21 protein-coding genes and 1 pseudogene are annotated in these 23182 nt (G+C 70.7%); 8 read left to right on the top strand and 14 right to left on the bottom strand.

What is annotated here, in order from left to right; genetic code table 11:
• Positions 1-223: 223 nt before the first annotated feature.
• Positions 224-1294 (top strand): T3SS (YopN, CesT) and YbjN peptide-binding chaperone 1, encoded by a 1071-nt coding sequence (locus Raf01_RS06685; RefSeq protein WP_203916833.1) that lies wholly within the window; start codon positions 224-226, stop codon positions 1292-1294.
• On the opposite strand, the gene Raf01_RS06680 is transcribed toward Raf01_RS06685, so the two are convergent.
• Positions 1295-3313: a beta-propeller domain-containing protein gene (locus tag Raf01_RS06680; protein WP_239133422.1), complete on the bottom strand. Its 2019-nt coding sequence runs from the start codon at positions 3311-3313 to the stop codon at positions 1295-1297.
• Positions 3314-3434: 121 nt separating this feature from the next.
• On the bottom strand, positions 3435-3929 hold the full coding sequence (locus Raf01_RS06675; protein WP_203916831.1) for an Lrp/AsnC family transcriptional regulator: 495 nt from the start codon (positions 3927-3929) through the stop codon (positions 3435-3437).
• 67 nt (positions 3930-3996) lie between these two features.
• On the opposite strand from Raf01_RS06675, the gene ddaH reads away from it, so the two are divergent.
• Positions 3997-4803: a dimethylargininase gene (gene ddaH, locus Raf01_RS06670; protein WP_373319477.1), complete on the top strand. Its 807-nt coding sequence runs from the start codon at positions 3997-3999 to the stop codon at positions 4801-4803.
• Positions 4804-4949: 146 nt separating this feature from the next.
• Here ddaH and Raf01_RS06665 read toward each other — a convergent pair whose 3' ends face one another.
• The 5 genes from Raf01_RS06665 to Raf01_RS06645 form a co-directional block, all read right to left on the bottom strand.
• The gene (locus Raf01_RS06665) at positions 4950-5531 is read right to left on the bottom strand and encodes a hypothetical protein (protein ID WP_203916830.1); all 582 of its coding nucleotides are present in this window, start codon (positions 5529-5531) and stop codon (positions 4950-4952) included.
• A 64-nt stretch (positions 5532-5595) separates the two neighbouring features.
• Positions 5596-6957, bottom strand: a complete 1362-nt coding sequence (locus Raf01_RS06660) for a sensor histidine kinase (protein WP_203916829.1) — start codon at positions 6955-6957, stop codon at positions 5596-5598.
• Positions 6950-7642, bottom strand: coding sequence for a response regulator transcription factor (locus tag Raf01_RS06655; protein WP_239133451.1), 693 nt, complete (start codon positions 7640-7642; stop codon positions 6950-6952). Before Raf01_RS06655 ends, Raf01_RS06660 begins: the two co-directional genes overlap by 8 nt.
• 73 nt (positions 7643-7715) lie before the next feature.
• Positions 7716-8198 carry a hypothetical protein gene (locus Raf01_RS06650; protein ID WP_203916828.1) on the bottom strand — a complete coding sequence of 161 codons (483 nt, stop codon included), beginning with the start codon at positions 8196-8198 and terminating at the stop codon, positions 7716-7718.
• Between the two features lie 115 nt (positions 8199-8313).
• Complete coding sequence (locus tag Raf01_RS06645) at positions 8314-9540, bottom strand: thiolase family protein (RefSeq protein WP_203916827.1); 1227 nt, start codon at positions 9538-9540, stop codon at positions 8314-8316.
• 208 nt (positions 9541-9748) lie between these two features.
• Here Raf01_RS06645 and Raf01_RS06640 point away from each other — a divergent pair, with 208 nt between their 5' ends.
• The gene (locus Raf01_RS06640; RefSeq protein ID WP_239133421.1) at positions 9749-10264 is read left to right on the top strand and encodes a PH domain-containing protein; all 516 of its coding nucleotides are present in this window, start codon (positions 9749-9751) and stop codon (positions 10262-10264) included.
• A gap of 58 nt (positions 10265-10322) precedes the next feature.
• Here the strand turns inward: Raf01_RS06640 and Raf01_RS06635 are convergent, their stop codons facing one another.
• Together Raf01_RS06635 and Raf01_RS06630 are read right to left on the bottom strand one after the other, a co-directional pair.
• A complete protein-coding gene (locus tag Raf01_RS06635; protein WP_203916826.1) occupies positions 10323-11243 on the bottom strand; it encodes a rhomboid family intramembrane serine protease in 921 nt (306 codons plus the stop codon).
• 9 nt (positions 11244-11252) lie between these two features.
• Complete coding sequence (locus Raf01_RS06630; protein WP_239133420.1) at positions 11253-11765, bottom strand: peptidylprolyl isomerase; 513 nt, start codon at positions 11763-11765, stop codon at positions 11253-11255.
• A gap of 142 nt (positions 11766-11907) precedes the next feature.
• Here Raf01_RS06630 and Raf01_RS06625 point away from each other — a divergent pair, with 142 nt between their 5' ends.
• Positions 11908-12570, top strand: a complete 663-nt coding sequence (locus tag Raf01_RS06625; protein WP_203916824.1) for a hypothetical protein — start codon at positions 11908-11910, stop codon at positions 12568-12570.
• Positions 12571-12683: 113 nt separating this feature from the next.
• Here the strand turns inward: Raf01_RS06625 and Raf01_RS06620 are convergent, their stop codons facing one another.
• From Raf01_RS06620 to Raf01_RS06610, 3 genes are all read right to left on the bottom strand, one after another.
• Positions 12684-13805 carry a magnesium and cobalt transport protein CorA gene (locus tag Raf01_RS06620; RefSeq protein ID WP_203916823.1) on the bottom strand — a complete coding sequence of 374 codons (1122 nt, stop codon included), beginning with the start codon at positions 13803-13805 and terminating at the stop codon, positions 12684-12686.
• A gap of 241 nt (positions 13806-14046) precedes the next feature.
• On the bottom strand, positions 14047-15165 hold the full coding sequence (locus tag Raf01_RS06615; protein ID WP_203916822.1) for an aminotransferase-like domain-containing protein: 1119 nt from the start codon (positions 15163-15165) through the stop codon (positions 14047-14049).
• A gap of 60 nt (positions 15166-15225) precedes the next feature.
• Entirely contained in the window at positions 15226-15621 is a 396-nt protein-coding gene (locus tag Raf01_RS06610) for a CBS domain-containing protein (RefSeq protein ID WP_203916821.1), read from the bottom strand.
• A gap of 396 nt (positions 15622-16017) precedes the next feature.
• Here Raf01_RS06610 and Raf01_RS06605 point away from each other — a divergent pair, with 396 nt between their 5' ends.
• From Raf01_RS06605 to Raf01_RS06595, 3 genes and pseudogenes are all read left to right on the top strand, one after another.
• On the top strand, positions 16018-16725 hold the full coding sequence (locus tag Raf01_RS06605; RefSeq protein ID WP_239133419.1) for a phosphocholine cytidylyltransferase family protein: 708 nt from the start codon (positions 16018-16020) through the stop codon (positions 16723-16725).
• Positions 16722-17426: pseudogene (locus tag Raf01_RS06600) on the top strand (CDP-alcohol phosphatidyltransferase family protein); the annotation flags it as partial. The gene Raf01_RS06605 and the pseudogene Raf01_RS06600, both read left to right, overlap by 4 nt.
• A 93-nt stretch (positions 17427-17519) precedes the next feature.
• Positions 17520-18803: an MATE family efflux transporter gene (locus Raf01_RS06595; RefSeq protein ID WP_203916818.1), complete on the top strand. Its 1284-nt coding sequence runs from the start codon at positions 17520-17522 to the stop codon at positions 18801-18803.
• On the opposite strand, the gene Raf01_RS06590 is transcribed toward Raf01_RS06595, so the two are convergent.
• Both Raf01_RS06590 and Raf01_RS06585 read right to left on the bottom strand, forming a co-directional pair.
• On the bottom strand, positions 18728-20401 hold the full coding sequence (locus tag Raf01_RS06590) for an O-antigen ligase family protein (RefSeq protein ID WP_203916817.1): 1674 nt from the start codon (positions 20399-20401) through the stop codon (positions 18728-18730). The genes Raf01_RS06595 and Raf01_RS06590 overlap by 76 nt on opposite strands.
• A complete protein-coding gene (locus Raf01_RS06585; protein ID WP_203916816.1) occupies positions 20398-21618 on the bottom strand; it encodes a glycosyltransferase family 4 protein in 1221 nt (406 codons plus the stop codon). Before Raf01_RS06585 ends, Raf01_RS06590 begins: the two co-directional genes overlap by 4 nt.
• Before the next feature lie 96 nt (positions 21619-21714).
• On the opposite strand from Raf01_RS06585, the gene Raf01_RS06580 reads away from it, so the two are divergent.
• Positions 21715-22575, top strand: a complete 861-nt coding sequence (locus Raf01_RS06580; protein WP_203916815.1) for an Fpg/Nei family DNA glycosylase — start codon at positions 21715-21717, stop codon at positions 22573-22575.
• Positions 22576-23182 lie beyond the last annotated feature (607 nt).

Here is a 23182-nt window from a genome sequence, read left to right as displayed (position 1 = left end):
CGGTCCAGGCAGCTCCGGCATGGGCGGAGCGCGGGCGGGCCGGGCAGCTTTCGCGCGGCGGAACCCTGGCAGGCCAGGCAGCTTCGGCATGGGCGGAGCGCTGGCGGGCCAGGGAGCTAAGGTGGGCGCGACGAGCGGGCCGAACCGTCCCTGGACCGGCCGGCTCGCCAACCGGACAGTGATGCGTCGCGTGCAGGAGCGGGGCGTGTAGGAGGTAGACGAGATGTCGGCTGAAACTCCACCAGAGGCAGCCCTGCTGGATGACCTCGCGGTGAATGCCGACCTCAAGTCGAAGGTCACCGACGCTTGGCGGGACTTCGCCAAGGCGCTGGCCGATTGTGCGCCGGAAATGCCACCCGGTACTCAGCTGGAGCTGACCCTCGACCCGACCGCCTCCGGTACCGGCGACGCGGTTTACGCGGTCACCGTGCAGTCGAACGACGGGGGGAGGCTCGGGGCTCTCGCTGTCAGTAACTCGACGCTTCCGCCGGGTTACCGCCTCGACCGTGGCCAGGTGGCCGACCTGGTCGCGCTCGGCTGGTCACCGCCCGGGGTGATGGCCGGCTCCGGCGACGATTTCGGATACTCGGGCACCGCGGCCGAAGCCACCCGGATCGCGGTGATCGTCACCCGTACGCTGCGCGACATCTACGGAGCCCCGCACCCGGCGTTCGTCACCTACGCCGCGAGAGGTCACGACGACAAGCCGCTGCCCGTCGGCCCGCTGGGTACGGCCCGTCCGGTGCTGCTGGGCGAGGGTCCGGACGCGGGCGCCGCGACCGACGAGGGCGCGGAGGCGCGGGTGCTGTCCGGGACCGGCTCGGCCGCCCGCAACATCGACCTGCCGCTCGGTGACCGGGTCGCCGCGGTCGTCGCCGGGCTGCTCAAGACCCAACCCGAACTCCTGCAGGTGGACGGCGACGGCGACATCGGAATCCGGGCCGGCTCGGCGATGGTCTTCGTGCGGGTGCGCGACAACCCGCCGCTGGTCGATGTCTTTTCACCGGTACTGACCGAGGTGCGCCCGACCGAGCAGTTGTACGTGCGGTTGTCCGAGCTGACCAACCGCATGCCGATCGGGCGGCTGTACTGCACCGACGACACCGTGTGGGCCTCGGTGCCGGTGTTCGGCCGCGACTTCCAGGCGACTCACCTGATGCTGGCGGTACAGGTCATGACCGGGCTAGCCGACGAACTCGACGACCGGCTGGCCGGCGAGTTCGGCGGCAAGCGCTTCTTCGGCGACGAGAAGGCGGCCGGTGCCGAGGGCGAGCACACCGGCATGTACCTCTGATCAGTACGGCAACCACGCCTGCGCGGCGAGCGACGAGAGGTCGTACGCGGCCAGGCCGTTCGCCGAGACCGTCCACAGTGTACGGTCGACGACCAGCGAGCGGCTGATCGGCTGGTTCTCGTGGCTCACGCTACCGGTGGCCAGCGCGCGAATCGCGTTCGCGGTCACGTGCAGCGTGACGGCACCGGCGGTCTGCTTGGCCACCGGCGGCATCGGCCCGCGCGGTTTCTGCAGCGGCCCCACGTTCACCGTCGTCATCGGCAGCACCAGCAGACCGGTCGCCGGCCAGTACAGGAACGCGTGCGGGTCGAACTCGGCGGTGGAGTGGCCGTAGCGGACCCGGTACTGGGTGAGCCGCTTCGGCGCGGCCGGGTTGGAGACGTCGAAGAGCGAAACCGCCGCGCCCTGGATCCGGCCGTCCGGGCCGGCCGCCTGCCCGACGCCGATGAGCCGGTCGCCGTCGATGGGATGCAGGTACGCCGAGTACCCGTCGATGTCCAGTGAGCCACTCAGCGATGGGTGCGCCGGATCGCGCAGGTCGACCGCGTACAGCGGATCGGTCTGCCGGTAGGTCACCACGTACCCGATGCCGGCGTCGAACCGGACCGCGTAGATCCGCTCTCCCTTGCCGAGGCCGCCCACCTTCCCGATGGTCCGCAGCGCCGAGCCCGAGCGGTGCAGCACGTACACCGCCGAGGAGTCCCCCTCGGTCGTGGCCACCCGCAGGTTGCCGCCCCAGTCGGACAGCGCGTACTGGTTGATGAGGTACCCGGGCACCGAACCGGCACCGACGAAGCCCGGCCGCCCGGTACCGGCGGTGTCGAACTGGTACAGCTCGGTGCGCTGCTGCGGCGGCGACGGCCGTACCGATGGGCCGCCAGACGGCAGGGCGATCATCGGCTGCATGAGGCGCCACCGGTTGTCGCCCGCGACGTACAGGCTGGAACCGTTGGAGTAGACGGTCGTCCCGTCGGCGACCACGGTCACCGGGTTCCCGGTGCCCAGCGACGCGGTGCCCGTGGGTGCGGTGCCCGTTGCCCCGGTGCCCTTTGATCCGGTGCCCAACGGGAAGGTGAGCACGGTCAGCATCGACGACCCCGAGTACTCGGCCGGTCGGCTCACCGCGTCGCAGGGCACGGTACCCCGGGTGGTCTTGCCGCCCGTGGTGACCGCGTACCCGGGCAGCCAGTCGGCCGGCCCCGACTTGTCGATCGCGGCGTGGTTGGCCGCCAGCCGCTGCGCGTCGGTCGCGTTGTCGAGGCGCGGGAAGTTGATCCGGGGCGCGGAGCGCACGACCACCCGCACGGTCGCGCCGACCTGCCGCGCGTCGACCAAGTTTCCGTCGATCGCGTACGAGCCGACGATTCTGGGCTGACCGGCGAGGTCGACCAGCAGCAGTGCCGGTCCGGTGATGTCGTCGATCCCGCCGGTACGGGTGAACACGAGCGCCCGGTCGCCGGCCAGCAGGAGGCCGGCGTCGCCGCCGCTGCCGTACCCGATGTCGTCGAAGCCGCCGATGGAGCCGGTGCCGGTGCCGTTCCCGTTCTGCTCGCCGAGCGGGAGGCTGCCGGTGACCTTGCGGCTCGCGGCGTCGATCACCCGCAGTACCCCGTCACTGATCACGACGATCCGATGCCCGTCCGTCTTGACCAGATCCGGCTCGTCGACCCCGGGTTCGGCCGTGTTGGTGCCGGAGTATGCCGGAGTCGAAGCCGCGTCGGCGCTCGTCCCGCCCGCGGCGTCGGCCCTGCCGGCGACCGGCCCACCGGCGTTCGTGCCGCTGCCGGCCGCCACGGCGTCGGGCACCGGCCCGCCGCCGGCGAACACCGGCGTCGCGCCACCCAACCCGTACGCGGTCACCCTGGCGTTGGCCGCAGCGCGCAGCCCGGCCAGCAGATCGGCGCAGGAGCCGAAGCCGACCAGGGCGAACGTGCCGACCGGCACGGGAGAGGTCCGGTGCGCCGCCCCACCGGCGTCGCACCCGGTCAGCAGCAGCCCGGCGGCCACGGCGCCGGCCATGAGGGGACGGATCCTGCCCGCGATACCCCGGTTGACATCCATGCCCCTTCGACGCCGCCGGTCCGGTCCCGGTTCCGTCCGGTCCCGCGATGCCGGTGAGCCGCCGGCGCCGTGTCCGCGGTCAGCGTGACCGGGTGGCGGCCGGCTTCGCCGGGGTGCCGGCCGGTCCGGCGGCGGATGGCACGCCGTCGACCAGGCGTGACAGGACGATCATGCTTCGGGTCGAGGTGACGAAGCGCTCCGCGCGCAGCCGCTCCAGCGCCTGCTCCAGGTGAGCCATGTCCGCCGCCCGCAGGTGCACCAGCGCGTCGGCCTCGCCGGAGATCGTGTACGCGCCGACCACCTCCGGGTGCCGCCGGGCCGCGGCGCCGATCTGCGCCGGCGTCGTCCGCCCGGTACAGAACAGTTCGACGAATGCCTCGGTCGTCCAGCCGACCGCGGCCGGGTCGATGACCGCGGTGAAGCCCTTGATGACCCCGCCCGCGCGCAGGCGATCGACCCTGCGCTTGACGGCCGGCGCGGACAGCGAGACCTGGGCCCCGATGTCCGCGTACGTGGCCCTGGCGTCCGCCGCGAGGGACGCAATGATCCGCTGGTCTACCGCGTCGATCTGCAACGGATCGCTCCTTTCACGCAAGCCTTCCGGCTGTTTCGCTTGTTCGAGCGTACCTACGCTTTGGATCATGCCGAGGACATACCTGATGTGCCCACCGGCGTACTTCACGGTCAAGTACGCGATCAACCCGTGGATGGACACCACGTCCCCGGTCGACGCTGACCTGGCCGGCAAGCAGTGGGAACGGCTGCGGGAGACGCTGGTCGAACTGGGACACCGGGTACACGTCCTGACGCCGCAGGCCGGGCTGCCCGACATGGTGTACGCGGCGAACGGCGCCTTCTCGGTCGACGGGACGGTGTACGGCGCCCGGTTCCGGTACCCGCAGCGAGCCGCCGAAGCCGCCGCGCACCAGGCGTTCTACGCGATCCAGGACGAGCCCGGGTGGCGTTTCGTCGCACCGACCGAGATCAACGAGGGCGAGGGCGATTTCACCTACGTCCCCGGTCCCGGCCTGATCCTGGCCGGGTACGGCTTCCGCACCGAGCCGACCGCCCATGCCGAGGCGCAGGAGGTGCTGGGCCGGCCGGTGATCTCGCTCCGGCTCGTGGACCCGCGCTTCTACCACCTGGACATGGCGCTCGCGCCGCTCGACGACACCACGATCGCGTACTACCCGGCCGCGTTCTCGGCGTCGTCACAGGCGGTGCTGCGCCAACTGTTCCCGGACGCGGTACTGGCGTCGGAGCCCGACGCCCTGGCGTTCGGCCTGAACCTGGTCAGCGACGGCCGTAACGTGGTGCTCAGCAGCGAGGCGACCGCGCTGGCGGACCGGCTCGCGGCGGCCGGGTACCTGCCGCGGCTGGTGGAGCTGACCGAGCTGAAGAAGGGCGGCGGCAGCGTCAAGTGCTGCGTGGCCGAGCTGCGTAGCTGAGGCGCCCCGCGGCTGAGCCGGCCCGACCGGCCCGGGTGCGAGCGGCGGACACGGGCGGGCGGCGCTGCGAACGTCGGGCGAGGCTGCGAAGGTCCGGCGCGGTGGCGCGCGGGGCGGCCACCACACCGGACGCGACCCGGCGAGGGTCAGCCGCTCTTCGCGATGACCAGCAGCGACGCGGTCACCGTGCTGCCCGACTTGGTACCGGCGACGCCGACGTCCGCGCCGACCGCCACGTTCTGCGGCTGGACCGAGCTACGGTGCTCGATCACCCGGATCGGGCTGCCGAACGTCCAGGTCAGCGTGAAGCCGTCGGAAGACTTCACGGTGACCGTGGTGGAGTTGATCGCGGTCACCGTGCCGCGCTGGACGTCGATCGTCTTGTCGCCGTCCTTCGTCTTCACGACGACCTCACCGTGCTCCACGTTCCTCGCCAGCGCCCGGCGGATGGTCAGGGCGCGGAGAGCGGGGTGCTTGGCCCGCGCCCGCGAGCCCGGTCCCGGATGGCCGCTCGGGCTCGGCGACGGGTCGTCGACCAGTGGCGACGGGTCGTCGACCAGCGTCAGGTCCTGTGCCGAGAAGCCCAGTTCGGACAGCGCCGAGGCTTCCGGAGTCATGGCCGTGCTGGAGTCGGCTGTGGTCGTGGCGCCCGGTTGCCCGCAGGCGGTCAGCCCGATCGCGGCAACCGCGCCCAACGCCACGGTGACCAGTGCGACGCGCACCTTCATCGGATGGTTCCTCCCTGTCGGCTGGGTACGCCCACCAGCATCGACGCCGGGTACGTGCGCCGGATCAGCGCGATGTACGGGTTTGGTAAACCGGCAACCGTACGGTGAAGCGGGCGCCGCCCTCGGGCGCGTGGCCGGCCTCGATCGTGCCGCCGAGCCGGCGTACCAGGCCGGCCGCCAGGGCCAGGCCGAGCCCCGAGCCGACCTTGCGCACCCCCCGGTACCGCTCGTGCAGCGCGCCACGCTGGAAGGCGACCGCCAGATCCGCGTCGGTGAACCCCGGCCCGCCGTCGCGTACCTCGATGATCGCGAACCCCGGCGGTACCGGCGGATAGACGGCCAGCACCACCGGTGCGCCCGGCGGCACGACGCGCAGCGCGTTCTCCATCAGCCCGTCGATCACCTGGCGGATCCGTCCCGGATCGGTCGGCACCGGGACCGGGCCGTGCGGCAGGTCGGTCCTCAGCACCACGCCGACCCCGGCGCACCGCCCGGCCCACGCCTGTGCCGCCTCGTCCACCAGCGCGGTCAGGTCCACCGGCAGGACGGACAGCGGGAAGTCCACCGCGTCCAGCCGGGCCAGCGCGAGCAGGTCGGAGACCAGGCGGTCGAGGTGCTCGGCCTCGGTGAGCATGAGCTGACCGGTGCGGGCGACGCCGTCCGGCCCGATCACCCCGTCCGACAGAGCCTCCGCGTATCCCTTGAGAGTGGTCAGCGGGGTGCGCAGCTCGTGCGAGATGGACAGCAGAAACTCCCGCTGCCGGCTCTCGCTGGTCGACAGTGCGGAGCCGAGTTCGTTCAGGGCGTGCGCCAACTCCTCGACCTCGATCGGGGGCTCCGGCTCCACGCGCACGGACCGGTCCCCGGCGGAGAGCCGGGCGGCCGCGCCGGCCGCGTGCCGGATCGGCCGCGCCAGCCTGCGGGCCAGCAGCGCGCCGGCCAGGGCACCGGCGACGAGCCCGGCCACCAGCGCCAGGTACAGCCGTTGCAGCACTTCCGGCGCGGTACGGGTGCCCGCCCGCTGGGTGAGGATCACCCCGTTGCCGGTACCGGGCAGCGGGCGACCCTCGACCATGACCCGCTTGCCGCCGACCAGTGCCGTCCCGCTCACCGGCCGGCCGGATGTGACCGCCGTGACGAAGCGGGCCGGCAGGGCGGTGCGGTCTGGCCGGCCGGCGCGGACCACATAGACGTCGATGTTCTGAGCGTGCAGGTCACGCACGAGATTCGCGGCGCTGCCCGGCCGCAGGTCGATGGCGGCGGCCACGATCTCGGTCTGGTTGGCCAGGCCGGAGCGCTCGGCTCGGTTTGCCGCCCGGACGGCCAGCGGGATCGCGACCAGCGCGGTGACGATCACCGACACCAGGGCCACCAGGCAGCCGGCGAGAACGGCCCGAGCAGTCAGCGTGCGCAGCAGGTTACGCATCGGCGGTGTAACCCACGCCGCGGACGGTGCGGATCACGCCGCCGTACCGGCCGAGCTTCGCCCGAACCTGGGCCACGTGCACGTCCACGGTGCGGGTACCGGCGTGGGCGGCGTACCCCCAGACCGAGGCGAGCAACTCCTCCCGACTGAACACCCGGCCGGGCCGGTTCATCAGGTGGGCGAGCAGGTCGAACTCCGTCGGGGTGAGGGCGACCGGCTCGGTACCGGCGCGCACCGACCGGCGCTCCGGGTCGAGCAGTACCGGGCCGACCTGGCGGGTACGCGCGCCCTCCGGCGGCCCGGCGGTGCGCCGCAGTACCGCCTTGACGCGGGCGACCAGTTCACGCGGGCTGAACGGCTTGGTCAGGTAGTCGTCGGCGCCCAACTCCAGGCCCACGATCCGGTCGACCTCATCGTCCCGGGCGGTCAGGAAGATCACCGGTGTCCAGTCGCCGGACTCGCGCAGCCGGCGGCAGATCTCCGTGCCATCCATGCCGGGCAGCCCGATGTCGAGCACGCAGGCGACCGGCCGGACTCTGCGGGCGGCGGCGAGCCCGGCCGCTCCGTCCTGCTCGACCTGGACCCCGAAACCCTCCCGGGCCAGGTACATCCGGACCAGGTCGGCGATCGGCCGCTCGTCCTCCACGACGAGGACCAGCCCCTTGCCCGCGGGCGTCTGCTCGATCACCCGCCAATGATGGCGGATCGCGGATCAACCCGACGTACGGATCAGGTCAGGGAAATGTACGGACCGCAGGTCAGGCGACCGGGGCGAGGCCACCCGTGGAGTGGGTGGAGCCGGCCGGCGCGGCACCGCCGGGGCGGGCGTGGAAGACGTACCCGAACGTCGCCTCCAGCATCGACATCGCCTTCGGGTGGCGTGCCTTGATCCAGAACCGCTCCCGGATGCCGTCGATCGCCGTGGCGGCGAATTCCAGCGAGGACACCCGGTGGTCCGGTGCCCAGGTCACGTACGACAGTTCGTGGATCGGCGCGTCCAGGTGCAGCCGGATCCGGTGAGCGAGCCGACCCTCGTGGGTCACCACCAGCCGACCGCGGCTCAGTACGAGCAGGTGCTCCCCGGCCAGCGGCCGGTCGGGACGTACGCACCGGCTCACCAGCAGGACGGCGTCGTTGGGCCCGATGCAGCGACGGAAGATCGGGATGTGCCGGCTGATGGTCGGCATGGACAGGCCGGCGTCGCCGGCGGCAGGTAGGAACGTCCGTGCGAACAGATCCATGCCTGTTTCAACGACGCATGTCAAGGTGCGGTGCGGTGTGGCGGGTGAATGAATTCTGGGGAAACACCCTGGTCGGGCCGGTTTCACCTTTCAACCACGGCGCGCACCCCGCCGATCAGCTGGCCGGCAGCCGCTCGATGACGGTCGCGTTGGCCATGCCGCCGCCCTCGCACATGGTCTGCAACCCGTACCGCAGTCCCCGGTCCCGGAGCTGGGCGAGCAGGGTGGTCATGATCCGGGCGCCGGAGCCGCCGAGCGGGTGACCCAGGGCGATCGCACCGCCACGCGGGTTCAGCCGCCGCGGATCCGCCCCGGTCTCGGTGAGCCACGCCAGCGGTACCGGCGCGAACGCCTCGTTCACCTCGAAGACGTCGATGTCGTCGATGCTCAGGCCGGAGCGCCGCAGCGCCTTGGCGGTGGCCGGGATCGGCGCGGTGAGCATGGTGACCGGGTCGTCCGCGGCGACGACCGCGCTGTGGATCCGGGCCAGCGGAGTCAGCCCGTGCGCCGCAGCCCAGTCGGACGTGGTGACCGCCAGCGCCGCCGCTCCGTCGGAGATCTGCGACGCCGAACCTGCGGTGACCACGCCGCCCGGCCGGAACGGGGTGGGCAGCTCGCCCAGCTTCGCCAGCGACGTGTCCCGCCGGATGCCCTCGTCGCGCCGAATGATGAACTCGTTTTCCCGGCCGCTCGACTGCGCCACCGCGGTCGCGGCGTCGCTGGCCGGCACCTCGACCGGCACGATCTCGCCGTCGAACTCACCGGCGTCCTGCGCGGCCGCCGCCTTCTGGTGGCTGGCCAGCGAGTACTCGTCGAGCTGGCTGCGGGACTGACCCCACCGCCGCGCGATCAGCTCGGCGCCGACGCCCTGGTTGAACGGGATGGCCGCGCCGTCCTCGAAGCCCTCGGTGCCCGCGTAACGGGCCCGGACCAGCGGGCCGAACGGGCTGCCGGTGCCGGCCGACGAACCCATGCTCACCCGGGTCATCGACTCGACCCCGCCGGCCACCACGAGGTCGGCCTGGCCGGACAGTACGGTGGCGGCGGCGAAGTGCACGGCCTGCTGGCTCGACCCGCACTGCCGGTCGATCGTGGTGGCCGGAACCGACTCGGGCCAGCCGGCGGCGAGCACCGCGCTGCGCCCCACGTTCCACGCCTGGTCGCCGACCTGCGACACGCACCCCCAGAGCACGTCGTCGACATCGGCCGGGTCGAAGCCGGTGCGGCTGGCCAGCGCGCGCAGCACGTACCCGGACAGGTCAACCGGGTGTACCTGCGCGAGGCCACCCTTGCGCCGTCCGACCGGAGTCCGGACGGCTCCCACGATCATCGCGTCGCGCATCTGTTACTCCTCAGTAGCTTCGGCTGCGCCCGATGCTACCCCCGGGCCCCCAGCCGCCGGCAGGGTCGCTCTCCGGGCGCCGGGGCACCGCCCGGTCACGCCGGTTCGGGGGCGAGGCGTCGGCCGTCGGGCGCCCGCTGCCGGCGCTGTACCGCGGCCCCCACGGCCACGCCCCACGGGCGGGCCGTCGCGCGGCTACCGTTGGCCCGTGGAGATTCGTGGTGCGGCGATGCCGGATGAGCCCGGCCCCGAACGGGCGCGGCGCGGCGAGCGGTGGGGAGAGCAGTCGCGGGACGGCGAGCCCCCCGCGCCGGTCGACTCCCTGAGCTACCGGGTCGACGGGCGGCTCCTCGCGGTCAAGGTGGTCGGCTTTGTGATCTTCGCGCTGGTCGCGCTCGGGTTTCACGAGGACCGGGCCACGGTCGCGTTCGCCGGACTCGCCGCCGTGATCCTCGGGGTGTATGCGCTGCGCGACGTGATCGCGCCGGTCCGGCTGTTCGCGGACGGCGAGGGAGTGACCGTGGTCTCCGGGTACGCCGCGCGCCACCGGCTGTCCTGGGACGAGATCGAGCAGGTACGGGTCGATCAGCGCCGCCGGTTCGGTACCCGGTCCAACCTGTTGGAGATCGACGGTAGCGAGCAGTTGTACCTGCTCAGCTCGTACGACCTGAGCGCGCACCCGCAGGATGTCGCCGACGCGCTCGATCGCCTGCGGCCGAGCTGAGCGGCCTCCGGGCGAAGCGGCGACGGGCGAGCAGCCTCCAGCCGAAGAGGCGACGGGCTCAACCCCTGATGTGGCCCGTCTGGTAGATCGTCAGGACAAGCAGCACCAGGACGATGGCGACCAGTGCCCCTGCCTGGACCAGGCTCCGCCGCTGGCGGGGCGCGTACGCCAGTCCGGCACCGGCGAGCGCTCCGACCACGAAACCGCCCAGGTGTCCCGCGATCGAGATGCCGGGGACGCTGATCGTGAAGACCAGGTTGATCAGGATGACCGGGAGCACCGACGTCGCGTTGAGCCCGAGCCGGCGCAGTACCAGGAACAGCGCCGCGAACAGGCCGAACAGCGCGGTGGACGCCCCCGCCGACAGGTCGGCCGGCTGGAACAGGTACGCCGCGACGTTGCCGCCCAGCCCGGCGACCAGGTACAGGGCGAGGAACCGCACCGGCCCGAGGAAACTCTCCAGCGTCCGGCCGAGGATCCACAGCGCGTACATGTTCATCAGCAGGTGCAGGATGCCGAAGTGCATGAACATGGCGGTGAACAGGCGGTAATACTGCCCGTCACCGACGCCGAACGGCACGGCCGGCCCGTTCTGGCTGAATTTGACCTCGCCGATCACGCCCAGCTTGTCGAGCAGCGGGGTGTCGCCGCCGATCAGCCCGGCGAAGCCCTGGCCGCCCAGCGCGTGGGCGCCGTTCTTCGCGGAGGCCAGGGAGATGAGGAGCATCACCACGTTGATCAGGATCAAGCCGATGGTGACGTAGCCCCGGCGACCGCTTACCCCGCCGCCGAAGGCGGTGCGGGTCGGCCGCTGGGTGCGCCGGCCCTCGGCCACGCACTCGGGGCACTGGTGCCCGACCGAGGCCGATCGCATGCAGTCCGGACAGATCGGACGCTCGCAGCGGGTACAGCGGACGTACGTCTCCCGACCGGGATGCCGATAACAGACCGGCACACCGGTCGGAAGGACGTTCGTCATGCCACGAGGTTAGCGCTCGATTTCTACCCGCTCGATGACCACATCGTTAAGCGGGCGGTCGCCGGGAGCGGTGGGCGCGGTGGCGATCGAGTCGACGACCTTCTTGCTGTCGTTGTCGGTGACCTCGCCGAAGATCGTGTGCCTGCGGTTGAGGTGCGGCTGCGGGCCGACGGTGATGAAGAACTGGGAGCCGTTGGTGCCCGGACCGGCGTTCGCCATCGCGAACAGGTACGGGCGGTCGAACTGGAGCTCCGGGTGGAACTCGTCGCCGAACTGGAATCCGGGGCCGCCGCGGCCGGTGCCGGTCGGGTCCCCACCCTGAACCATGAAGCCGCTGATGACCCGGTGGAAGATGGTGCCGTCGTAGTACGGGCCGTTGCCCTGGGCACCCGTGCGCGGGTCGGTGTACGCCTTGGTCCCCTCGGCGAGTTCGACGAAGTTGCGCACCGTCTTCGGGGCGTGGTTGTCGAACAGCTCGATCCGGATGGGTCCGGCGTTGGTGTGCAGAATCGCGACGCTCACGCGAATGCTCCTCACTTCCGTGATCTGATCTGTTGGCAATCCTGCCATCTGTCCGTTCCACCCGCGCGACGCCCTCGGAAAGGGCAGTATGTCGAGTGGGGCATCGCCCTACGGCCATCGATGCCCGCAGGAGGTGGGACACGTGTTGAAGCGGAGCCAGGCCAGGCGCCGGACCCACGGCGAGATGGCGCGTGCCGAACTGGGCGAGGGGTTCGATCACCTCCGCCAGGCCGCCACACACGCCGCGGACGGTGTCGGTGCGGCGGTCGGTCCCAAGTTGAGTTCGGCGATGGATCTGGTCGGTCCGGGCACCGACCGGGTACGCGATGTCGCGTCCCAGGGTTGGGACACTACGGTGGCGGCGTTGACGCCACTGATGGACGCGGCTCGTACCGGTGCGACCGAGGCCGGCCGGAAGACCGCCGCTCGGGCAAGGAAGAAGATGACCAAGAAGAAGACGTCGCGGATGTCCGGCAAGCGCACGGGAATCATGGTGGGCTTGCTCGCGGTCGGCGTGGCCGCCGGCGCGGTGGGCGCGATGGCCGCCCGCCGTCGCAGCCGTTCCCGGTGGGAAGAGTACGAATCGGGCGGCTACAGCATGGCGGGCGACCAGGCTCAGGCCGTGCTCGACTCCACCCGCTCGGCGATGGACATGGCCGCCGGCAAGACCAGCGGCGGTGACACGGCCACCGCGCCCAGCGACCAGCTCGGCAACGGCAAGGATCCGGCGCCGCCGCGGCCCGGCCAGGGTCCGGAAGGCACCGCGGACAAGGCCGGCACGGCCACCAAGAACAGCCGCGGCTGACGCCGCACGCACCGGGTCCGGGCACGGCTCGGGCCCGGTGCGGCATGCTCGCCCGCCGAGCCGCCGGAGAGCCGGCCGGGTGGCCGGAGAGGTAGCCGAGCCGCCGGAGACTGCTAGAGCCAGCCGCTCTTCCGGAAGAAGCGGTACAGCACCGCCGTGACGGCCAGGCAGAGCAGCAGCATCGCGGGATAGGCGTAGCGCCAGTTCCGTTCCGGCATGAACTCGAAGTTCATCCCCTCGATGCCACCCACCGTGGTCCACACCGCCGCGATACCGGCCCAGGCCGCGAACTTGCGCATGTCGTTGTTCTGCTCGACGCTCACCTGTGCCAGGCGGGCCTGGAGGATGGAGTTGAGCAGTTCGTCGAAGGACTGGACCTGCTCGACGGTACGGGTCAGGTGGTCGCCGACATCCCGGAAGTACCGGCGCACTTCCTTGGGTACCTCCGGCATCCGGCCGGCCACGATGGACTCCACCGGCCGTTGCAGCGGGACCACCGCGCGCCGGAACTCGACCAGTTCCCGCTTGAGCTGGTAGATGCGCTGGATGCGGCCCTGGCCCTGGCGGCCGAACACGCTCTCCTCCAGCGCGTCGATGTCCAGCTCGACGGCGTTGGCGCAGTCCACGTACGAGTCGACGACCCGGTCGTAGATGCCGTGCGCCACCGCCCACGGTCCCCGGGCCAGCAGATCCGGCTTGTCCTCCAGATCGTGCCGCACGCCGCTCAGCGCGATCGGGGCGCCATGCCGGACCGTGATCACGAAGTGGTCGCCGATGAACATCATCACCGAGCCGGTCTCCACCACCTCGGAGTACTCGGTCAGCTCGGTGTGCTCGACATAACGTGTGGTGCGCAGCACGGCGAAGACCATGTCGCCGTACCGTTCGATCTTCGGCCGCTGGAACGCCTTGATCGCGTCCTCCACGGGCAGCTCGTGCAGGTCGAAGACCGACGCGATGTCGGCGAACTCCGACTCCTCGGGCTCATGCAGCCCGAGCCACACGAAGGCGTCTTCCCGGCGCCTCGCCGCGGCCAACGCCTCTGGGTAGTGCCAGTGCCCGGGCTGGCGGCGACCGTCAACATACAGGCCGCAGTCGACGATCGCGCTGCTGTGCTCATGGTGCAGATGCGGATGATCGTCACCTATCCGATTGGCGCCCAGCATCCGCCGGGTCACCGCGGTCAAGGCTCGCGACAGCCCGCCGACTTCACGCTGATCACGCTGCTCCGACATCACCAACCTCCAGGGGCTCGGGGCAAAGCTACGCCCATAGAGGTGGCACCGGGCGGACCGGCCGCAGGTGGGGGTGGGGGGAGCGGTCGGCCCACCCGGTGCCGTTGGGGGGCGGGGGGTTATGCCTTGGGGCGGATAGATACGCCGGGTGGATTTTGATCCATCCGGAGCTGACGAGGGAACCTCTCCAGCAAGTCGGCTTCGTGTCAGAAACCCGACAGTTTGCTCACCGGGGTACGGGTCAGTTCTGCTTCGCCACCGCGCGGATCGCATCGGCCAGCCGGCGTACGCCCTCGTCGATCTGGTCCACGGTCACCGCCGAGTACGCGAGCCGGAGCGAGTGGTTGCCGCCCTCCAGCAGGAAGTCGCTGCCCTTGACCACGGCCACCCCACGGGCGGCCGCCTCGGGTACGACCAGGTCGACCTCGACCTCCTCGGGCAGGTCGATCCACAGGAAGTAGCCGCCGTCGGGCTCGGTGAACCGGACACCCGGGATGTGCTCGCGCAACGAGGCGGCGAGCACTCGCGCGCGCTCGCCGAGCGCGGCGCAGACCGTCTGGATGGAGCGGTCGATGTCGCCCGAGGCGCAGAACTGGTACACGATCGCCTCGGACACCTGGCCCGGGGAGATGTACAGGTTGGTGGCGGTACGGGCGATCGCGCCGATGATCTCGGTCGGACCGACCAGGTACCCGACCCGGACGCCGGGGCACACCGTCTTGGTGAAGCTGGACGCGTGCACCACGACACCGCGCTGGCCGGCGTCGCCGGCGATATCCATCGACAACATGGGTGGCAGCGCGTCACCGCGGAACCGGATCTCGGCGTACGGGTCGTCCTCGAAGATGGTGAACCCGTACTGGTTGGCCAGGTCCAGCAGTGCCCGGCGCTTGGCCAGGGACAGGGTCACGCCGGCCGGGTTCTGGTAGTTCGGGATGACGTGCGCCAACTTGGGGCGTACGCCGGACTCCAGCAGGGCACGCAGCTCGTCGACGTTCAGGCCGTCCTCGTCGAGGCTCACCTGGTGCAGTTCCGCTCCGAGGTTGCGCAGGCCGAGCAGCGTCCGGTCGTAGGTCGGCTTCTCCACGACGACGGCGTCGCCGGGCTTGACCAGGTGGTCGAAGAGGAACGCGTCAGCCTGGAGCGAGCCGTTCGTGATCAGCACCTGCTCCGGCGCGACGCTGTGCTTGTCGGCGATCCACTTGCGGAGGGGACCGTAGCCGACCGAGGTCCCGTACGCGGTGATCCCGACCGGGTCGGCGTCGAACGCGCGGCCAGCGGCGGCCTTCAGCCCGGCGACGTCGATGATGTCGATGGACGGTGCGCCACGGGCGAACGAGATGAGCTGCTCGGGAGTCATGCCCGTATGCTACGGAGGCGTTTGCCCCGGTTCGGCGGCGGGTCATGGTAACCGGGCCTGTCAAGGTGCTGCAACGGGCATCCGGTGCTGGGTCCAGACCCGGAGGATGTCGCGCACCGAGATCACGCCGAGAACCTCGCCGCCCTCGATGACGACCAGGTGCCGGAAGCCGCCCCGGACCATCGCCGCGGCAGCGTCCTCCAGCGTCCACTCCGGGGTCGCGTAGACGACCTCCCAGGTGAGGTGGTTGGCCGCCCGTTCGGTGTCCGGATCGAGGCCGCGACCGATCGCGTACAGGATGTCCCGTTCGGTCATGATGCCGAAGCCCTCGGCGTCCGGATCATGAACGACGGCTGAACCCACCCGGCGATCGGCCATCTGCCTGGCGACCTGCCTGATGGTGTGATCCGGCCCGACCACCAGCACAGACTTGGTCATCGCGTCGCGTACCTGCACCGCGCACCACCCCTCGCAACGGGTTCCGGCGCCGGACCGCGACGCCGCCCCTACCGGGCGTCGCTGGCTACCGGATAGCAACGGACGTTACGGACATCGTCCGCGTGCTGGGATAACTTCTCAAGACCTGTTTTCGATACGCCCCCTCGATGATCTCCCTGCTCCCGGTACCTGCCTCAGTGGCGGTGATCGATCCATGACTGCCGGGCGCGGGTGCGGGTACCCACGACGGATGCGCGCGGGTCGCGGCGCGAGCGGAGTCCGGGGAGGCCGACCAACTGCTGATTTACGTGGATTGCCGGCTGATGTCGCTGACTTTTAGGGTGCACGTACCCCGGAATTAATCTCGTGTACGCGCGCTATTCTGCGACGGTCCATGCCGCCGCCGGAAGGAGTATGGGAATCGTGAACGTGGTCGTGCTGGCCGCCGGCCTGGGTACTCGGCTGGGTCGGCCGTACCCCAAACCACTCACCCCTCTCGCTGACGGCCGGAGCATCCTGCGCCAGCAACTGGACCACCTGCGCGACGCATTCGGTCCGCAGGTCCAGGTGACAGTCGTCGTCGGCTTCAAGATGAGCCTGATCATGGAGGCCGCAGCGGACGAAGCCTCATTCATCTACAACGAGCTCTACGACCAGACCAACACCAGCAAGAGCCTGCTCAAGGCTCTGCGGCTGGCACCGCCGGGAGGAGTCCTCTGGCTCAACGGCGACGTGGTCTTCGTGCCCGGCCTGCTGGGCGAGCTGACCGCGCAGATCGACGCGGGCCAGAGCTTCGTCGCCGTGAACACCGACAGCGTGGCCGACGAAGAGGTCAAATACACCCTCGACGACGACGGGTACATCAAGGAGCTGTCCAAGCAGGTGGTCGGCGGGCTGGGCGAGGCCGTCGGGATCAACTACGTCACCGAGGAGGACCGGGCCGTCCTGGTCAAGCACCTCGACCGATGCGGTGACCAGGACTACTTCGAGCGCGGCCTGGAGACCGCGATCGGGGAGGAAGGGCTGCGCGTGGCAGCCGTCGACATCAGCCAGTACGGCTGTGTCGAGGTCGACTTCGAACCGGACCTGGACCGCGCCAACCTGCTGGGTGCCCGTCCGTGACCGCCGCCAGCGTTCCCACCTCGGCCGACTTCCGGGCTCGGCACCGGTCCAGCGGCCTGTTCACCGAGTCGGTCAACCAGTACCTCGGCTCCTACCTCGCCGTCGCGGCGGCACGACTCGGACTGCCGCCGACCGCGCTGACCCTGCTCAACCTGGTTCTCGGCGTGGTGACCTCGGTCGCCGTCGGAAGCCTGGCCGGATCGCTGCACAGCGGACGGGTACCGGCCCTGGCGATCGGGCTGGCCGCGCTGGTCGTCTGGCAGCTGGCATACTCGCTGGACTGCGCCGACGGTCAGCTCGCCCGGGTCACCGGCCAGTCCAGCCCGGCCGGTGCGAGGGTCGACGTGCTGTGCGATGTCGCGCTGCAGATCTCGCTGGTCGCCGCGGTCGCGAGCGTCGCCCACGCGTACCGGCCCAGCACTCCGGTCTGGTGGTACGGCGTGTTCGCCGGCACCTGGATGGTCAACCTGGTCACCTCCGTCCTCCAGCAGGGCAACTCGGCGCAGAGCCTGGTCTCGTCCTCCTCCCCGGTCATCCGCGTGGTCAAGCTGATCCGCGACTACGGCGCGGTGATCACGGCGATCGCGCTGATCATCGCGCTCGCCCCACAGTGGACGGTCTGGGTGATGGTCGCGTTCGGCCTGGTCAACGGCCTGTTCCTGATCGCCTCGATCGGGATGGCGGCCAGGGCCAGCGTCCGCCCGAAGAGCCCGGCCCCGGTCACCCCGCAGTCGGTCGTCACCGTGCCACACGCGGGGATTCCCGGACAGACCGGCCAGGGAGCCTGACGGCCGATGGCGATGCGGGGCGCCCGCTGGGTCGGTGCTGGCCTGGCCGACCAGGTGGTGATGGCTACCGCCAATGCCGCCAACACCCTTCTCCCGATCGGACTGCTCGCCAGCCGTACCCGGGCCGGGGCTCTGGTGCTCTCGGTCGGCCTGGGCTATCTGGTGCTGTCTGTCAACCGGGCGTTCATCGGCGACACCATGCTCGCCCAGGTCTCCCGGCTGGACGGGGAGGAACGGGCCCGGCTGGTGCGGCATGCCCTGGCCGCCGCGGTCGCCGTCGGCTGCGTGGCGGGTGCGATCCTGATCGCTGTCTGGGCGCTGTGGCGACATCCGTCCGGGACGATCGACCTTCAGGACCTGATCTGGGTGGCTCCGTTCCTCCCGGTGATCCTGCTGCACGACACCGGCCGGTACACCTATCTGTCCGAGCGCGAGCCGGCGCAGGCGCTCATCATCGACCTGGTCTGGACCGGCAGCCAGGCGCTGATCATCGTGTTGATGGTGACCACCGGGTCGACGTCGCCGGGCCTGCTGCTGGCCAGCTGGGGGCTGGGTGCGTGCGCCGGGGCGGCGACCTTCCTGGCGCGCAGCGGAGCCCGGCCGTGGCGTGGCGACCCGCGGCGCTGGCTGGCCGAGACGCGCAAACTGTCCGGCTGGTTCACGGCGACGACGCTGGTCGGGCAGATCCAGGTGCAGGCCGTCGGGTTCCTGGTCGCCGGCCGGATGAGCGGCGCCGAGCTGGCCGTCCTGCGCTCCGGGCAGACCGCGCTGCTCCAACCGGTACAGAACTTCGTGACGGCCATGATGGGGCTGCTCGTACCGCGCTCGTCCCGGCTGGCCGGCAGCCGGAACGAGCGCGGCCTGCGGAGGCAGACGCTGCGCCTGGCGGCGGCGTTCGCAGGCCTCGCGGTCGTGATGATCGCCGTGGTGGTACCGCTGGCCAACGTGCTCCAGCCCCACCTGGGCCGGTACGCGGCGATCGTCCCGCTAGCCCTTCCGATCAATCTTCAGGCCGGGATCTACCTGCTCCAGATCCCGTTCACCGCGGCGATCCGGGGGATGCAGCGAGCCCGGCTGCTCTTCGCCCAGTACCTGATCTTCACGATCACCAGCCTCACCGGCCTGGTACTGGGCGCTTCGCAGGGTCACCTTCAGGGCGCGGCGTGGGGACTCACGATCGGAGCCGCCGCCGGGCTGGTCGCGATGATCTCGATCTACACCTGGGCGGCGGCCCGACTGGTTCCCGCCTCCGCGTCGACTCCGTTGTCGACCGAGGTCAGCGGGGTCTGAACCGGGCCGAAGAGCAGGAAAGCCTCGCCGGCCATCAGGTACACCCACAGCGTGCCGCCGGTGCCGCCGAGCAGCCAGTCCGCCGTCGCGATGGTGATGACCGAGCAACTGGCCGCGAGCGTGAACCAGACCGGCGGGCGCCGCCGGCCGGAGCCCCGCCGGACGCCGAACAGCGACCGCCAGATCATCACCAGCAGGCCGATCACGAATGCCAGCCCGCCCAGGATGCCGCCCCGCCGCGCCGATCCGACCATCGCGTCGTCGGTGGTCAGCTGCGGCTGCTGGAGGCCGTTCTCGCTGCTGTCCTCGCGCAGCACGTAGCCGCGGACGTACTTGGCGTCGCCGAACAACTTCTGGGAGATGCCGTCCTGCTTGAACTCCGACCAGGCCACGCTCCAGGTCGACGAGCGGCCGCTGGTGAGCGCGCTGGCGGTGCTGGTGGTGCCGCCGCCGTACCGCTGCTGGCTCAGGAAGTGCACACCGCCGGAGCCGAGGATGATCGCGAACGCCAGCAGGACCGGCAGCACCGCCGCCGCCCAGGCACCCCGCGCGGTACGGAAGGTGTCCATGCCCTCGATCGGGCGCTTGAACCAGCGCGAGTACGCGATCATCACGGCCCACAGGCCGGTCGCCGCGCCGAAGTACCCCCAGCCGGTACGCGAGTTGACCAGCAGCAGCACGATCGTGGCCGCGGCCAGGGCGGCGTACCGCTGCCAGCGCTCGAACGCCTTGTCCGCGGCGATCCGGATGGCGATCGTGACGGCCGCGACGGCCAACGAGTTCGGGTGGTAGAGCAGGTGCGGACCGCCCCAGAACCGGCCCTGCTGGTGCGCGCCCCACTCGTTGCCCGGCACGTCGTGCGCGTTGTCCAGGGCGTTCCCGGAGCCGACGATGAACAGCGCGCCGACCGCGACCAGGAAGGCGGCCACCACGCCGACGGACATGTCCCGCCGCGACTTGCGGGTCGCGTTCACCACCGCCAGCGCGCCGAGGATGAACAACCCGGAGTACACGATCCGGCCGGCCGCGACGTTGACCTTCCAGACCAGTACCGCGCTGATCGCGCCGAAGACCCAGTACGCCAGGCCGATCCAGGCCGACCCCAACCGGGGCAGGCGCGCCAGGTCGCGCAGCCAGGGGATGGTCCAGATCGCGAACACGATTCCCTCGATCGCCAGCAGTAGCCAGACGACCCACCCCATGTCGGTGTACGTCCAGCTGAGGATGCCGGCACCGATGAAGAATCCGCCGAGCAGGAAGCCGGGCACTGTGATCCCGCGCAGGGACAGCGCCAGCCCGATCATCGCGACGCCGATCAGCGCGGCGGCGAAGGCGCGGGTGGCTTCCGACCCGTTCGCGCCGAGGGTGCCCCGCTGGATCCCCTCCAGCAGGCCCGCCGCGCCGGCCAGGATCAGCCCGGCGAGGACGAACCAGCGGTGTCGTGAGGTCCACCGGGTGGGGTTGAGGATGGGCTCGCCCTGACCGGCCGCCGTGACCGGGTGAAGTACAAGGTCAAGGATCTTCCGGCCGGAACCACTGCGCCTCGTCGCGGGTTGGTCGGGCGAGTCGAAGGGGGTTTCTGGCCGTCGTGAGTTCACGGTTGAGGAGTGGCCCATGGCCCTGAACGATATCCGTTCACTGATTGGTCCCCTTCCCGGTGCCCCCTGTTCACCAGGTTGGAATAGACGTCCAGCAACCGCTTGACGAGCACGTCGGGAGTGAAATTCGCCTCGTATCGGGCGCGGGCGGCGTTCGTCAGCCCGGCGGCACCGGCCACCGCCACCGGCAGGGCCGCGGCCAGTTCGTCGACCGTCGGCGCCACGGTCCACCCGGCGTCACCGATCAGGTACGGGATGCCGCCCAGCTTGGTGCCCAGCACCGGCCGCCCGTTCGCGAGCGCCTCGATGATCACCGTGGGCAGCACGTCGTCCCAGGTCGACGCGGCCACCACGACGGCCGATTCGCGCATCGCCGCCCGTACCCCCGCCTGGTCCTGTGGGCCGAGGTAGACCACGTCGGAGCGGGCCGCGGCCGCGGCCTCGACCACCGGGCGCAGCGGCCCGTCGCTCGCGACGCGCAGCACGCCGAGCGACCCGACCGGGTGCCGGGACCACGCGTCGAGCAGCAGGGCGAGGCCCTTCTCGGCGGACAGCCGGCTGGCGAACAGCAGGCCGGAGCCGATCGGGGCAACCGGGCCCGGGTCGGCGATGGCGTTCGGCTTGATTGTGATCCGATCGTCCGGAATGCCGTAGTCGCGCAGGTGTTCGGCGATCCCACCGGTGAGCGCGAGGTAGTGATCGACGCTGCGCCAGGTCCGGCGGTGCACGGCCAGCGACGTCGCCATGATCGCGCTCTGCGCCTTCGAGCCGCGGTAGCAGCTGTGCTGGATCGCCGGCAGCGCGAACGCCCGGCCCCGGCAGTCGTGGCAGATGTGCCCGTCCCGGAAGTACAGGCCCGGCGCGCACACCTGGCGGTAGTTGTGCACGGTCTGTAGCACCGGCAGGCCGTGGGCGTGTGCGGTGCGCACGATCCACGGGGAGATCAGCGGGTACGGGTTGTGCAGGTGCAGCAGGTCGGGGCGCTCGGCACGGATCAGCTCGGCGAGCGCCCGCTGTGCGGCCGGCGCCCAGATCGGCGCGACCGGCAGGAGGGCCTTCTGGGCCAGGGGCAGCGAACCGATCTCGTCGGAACTGCGCAGAAAGGGCACAACCTCGACGCCGGCCGCCCGGAGCTGGGCGATCTCGGCGTCGACGATCACATTCTCCCCGGACGGCGCGGCCGAAGAGTACTGGTTGTGCGCGACGACCACCTTCATGGTGTGGCAAGCCTCCGACGGGTGTGAGCGGTCGCGATGTCCTGTTCCAGCTGTTGACATGAGCTGATGCCGGTGGATTGAGGTTAACTTGTCGTCATGCCGGAGCTGCCCGAGGTCGAGGCGCTCGCCGCGTACCTGCGCGAGCGCGCCGCCGGCCACACCGTGTCGCGGATCGAAGTCGCCGCGATCAGCGCGCTGAAGACCTACGACCCGCCGGTCTCGGCCGCGGCCGGCCTCACCCTGACCGGTGCCGGCCGGCACGGCAAGTTCCTGGACGTGCACCTGGGCGACGACCTGCACCTGGTCGTCCACCTGGCCAGGGCCGGATGGCTGCACTACCGGGACGCGTTCAACTCGGCCACGCCGCTCAAGCCGGGCAAGAGCCCGATCGCGGTGCGGGTCCGGCTGGACGACGGCTCGGGATTCGACCTCACCGAGGCAGGCACCCAGAAGAAGCTCGCCGCGTACCTGGTGCGCGACCCGGCCGAGGTCCCCGGCGTCGCCCGGCTCGGCCCGGACGCGCTCGCCGTGTCCAGGGAGGAGTTCGAGCAGCGGCTGAAGTCCCGGCGTGGGCAGGTCAAGGGTGTACTGACCGAGCAGGAGGTGATCGCCGGCGTGGGTAACGCGTACTCCGACGAGATCCTGCACGCGGCGAAGCTGTCGCCGTTCGCGATCACCGACCGGCTGCCGGCCGAAGCGCTGGACAGGCTGTACGCGGCGATGCGGTCGGTCCTGACCGACGCGGTGAACCGATCGGTCGGGCAGAAGGCGGCGACCCTCAAGGGCGAGAAGCGGTCCGGTCTGGCCGTCCACAACCGGAATGGCCTGCCCTGCCCGGTGTGTGGCACGACCATCCGCGAGGTGTCATTCGCCGACTCCAGTCTCCAGTACTGCCCGGGCTGCCAGACCAACGGAAAGCCGCTGGCCGACCGGCGCCTGTCCCGGCTGGTGCGCTGAGCCGTCCGGGCCGGTTGCGGCCGGTACCGGGCCGGATCCACGCGTCGACCAGCCAAGGTTCTGCAGTCGTCCGGTCCGGTTCACCTGCCCGTCCGGGCGGATTTTCGCGAGGGTCCGCTTTTCCGGTCAATGCAGGGGTGGTAACCGGCGATTCCGGCCCGGTCGCCGGGCCTCGCCAGTTACGGAACCGTTGCGGTGAATGGTCCGCCTCACCGCACTGTGACCATTCCGTTGCCAGAAAAGTCCCCGGCGCCATAATGACTCGTTTTCGCACTGGTCATGGCGGTCAATTGGCGCAGATTGACCGGTGAGAACTGTCAAATGCGCGGCCCGCTGCCAGCGGTCACCACGGAAGTCATCGGATCCGTTACTCTGGGTACGTGGTCCGCGGTGGCTGACCCGTCTTTTCCGAAGATCGGATCACGCCGCGAAAACCGCGGACCGGGACTCGACAGGTGTCCCTTCTACGCACTAATGTCAGCCGGTCGACATCGCACGCGCGGGCGGCCCGTGGCACACTGGGGACACCGTGATTGGGTGCTTTCCCAGGTGGAGCGGTTCGCTTGGCGGTTGGCCAGCCCACCTTCGGCATGATCATCGAGGGTCG

The organism is Rugosimonospora africana, assembly GCF_016862975.1.
Taxonomy (GTDB): Bacteria; Actinomycetota; Actinomycetes; order Mycobacteriales; family Micromonosporaceae; genus Rugosimonospora; species Rugosimonospora africana.
The sequence above is the reverse complement of the archived record's forward strand: the minus strand, read 5'-3'. Positions and strand labels throughout refer to the sequence as shown.

Bases quoted from the DNA above. Each gene is read 5' to 3' on its own strand.
- Raf01_RS06685 (WP_203916833.1), top strand. From the start codon at position 224: ATGTCGGCTGAAACTCCACCAGAGGCAGCCCTGCTGGATGACCTCGCG.
- Raf01_RS06680 (WP_239133422.1), bottom strand. From the start codon at position 3,313: ATGGCCGGCGCCGTGGCCGCCGGGCTGCTGCTGACCGGGTGCGACGCC.
- ddaH (WP_373319477.1), top strand. From the start codon at position 3,997: ATGCCGAGGACATACCTGATGTGCCCACCGGCGTACTTCACGGTCAAG.
- Raf01_RS06665 (WP_203916830.1), bottom strand. From the start codon at position 5,531: ATGAAGGTGCGCGTCGCACTGGTCACCGTGGCGTTGGGCGCGGTTGCC.
- Raf01_RS06660 (WP_203916829.1), bottom strand. From the start codon at position 6,957: ATGCGTAACCTGCTGCGCACGCTGACTGCTCGGGCCGTTCTCGCCGGC.
- Raf01_RS06650 (WP_203916828.1), bottom strand. From the start codon at position 8,198: ATGGATCTGTTCGCACGGACGTTCCTACCTGCCGCCGGCGACGCCGGC.
- Raf01_RS06645 (WP_203916827.1), bottom strand. From the start codon at position 9,540: ATGCGCGACGCGATGATCGTGGGAGCCGTCCGGACTCCGGTCGGACGG.
- Raf01_RS06635 (WP_203916826.1), bottom strand. From the start codon at position 11,243: ATGACGAACGTCCTTCCGACCGGTGTGCCGGTCTGTTATCGGCATCCC.
- Raf01_RS06620 (WP_203916823.1), bottom strand. From the start codon at position 13,805: ATGTCGGAGCAGCGTGATCAGCGTGAAGTCGGCGGGCTGTCGCGAGCC.
- Raf01_RS06615 (WP_203916822.1), bottom strand. From the start codon at position 15,165: ATGACTCCCGAGCAGCTCATCTCGTTCGCCCGTGGCGCACCGTCCATC.
- Raf01_RS06605 (WP_239133419.1), top strand. From the start codon at position 16,018: ATGGGAATCGTGAACGTGGTCGTGCTGGCCGCCGGCCTGGGTACTCGG.
- Raf01_RS06595 (WP_203916818.1), top strand. From the start codon at position 17,520: ATGGCGATGCGGGGCGCCCGCTGGGTCGGTGCTGGCCTGGCCGACCAG.
- Raf01_RS06585 (WP_203916816.1), bottom strand. From the start codon at position 21,618: ATGAAGGTGGTCGTCGCGCACAACCAGTACTCTTCGGCCGCGCCGTCC.
- Raf01_RS06580 (WP_203916815.1), top strand. From the start codon at position 21,715: ATGCCGGAGCTGCCCGAGGTCGAGGCGCTCGCCGCGTACCTGCGCGAG.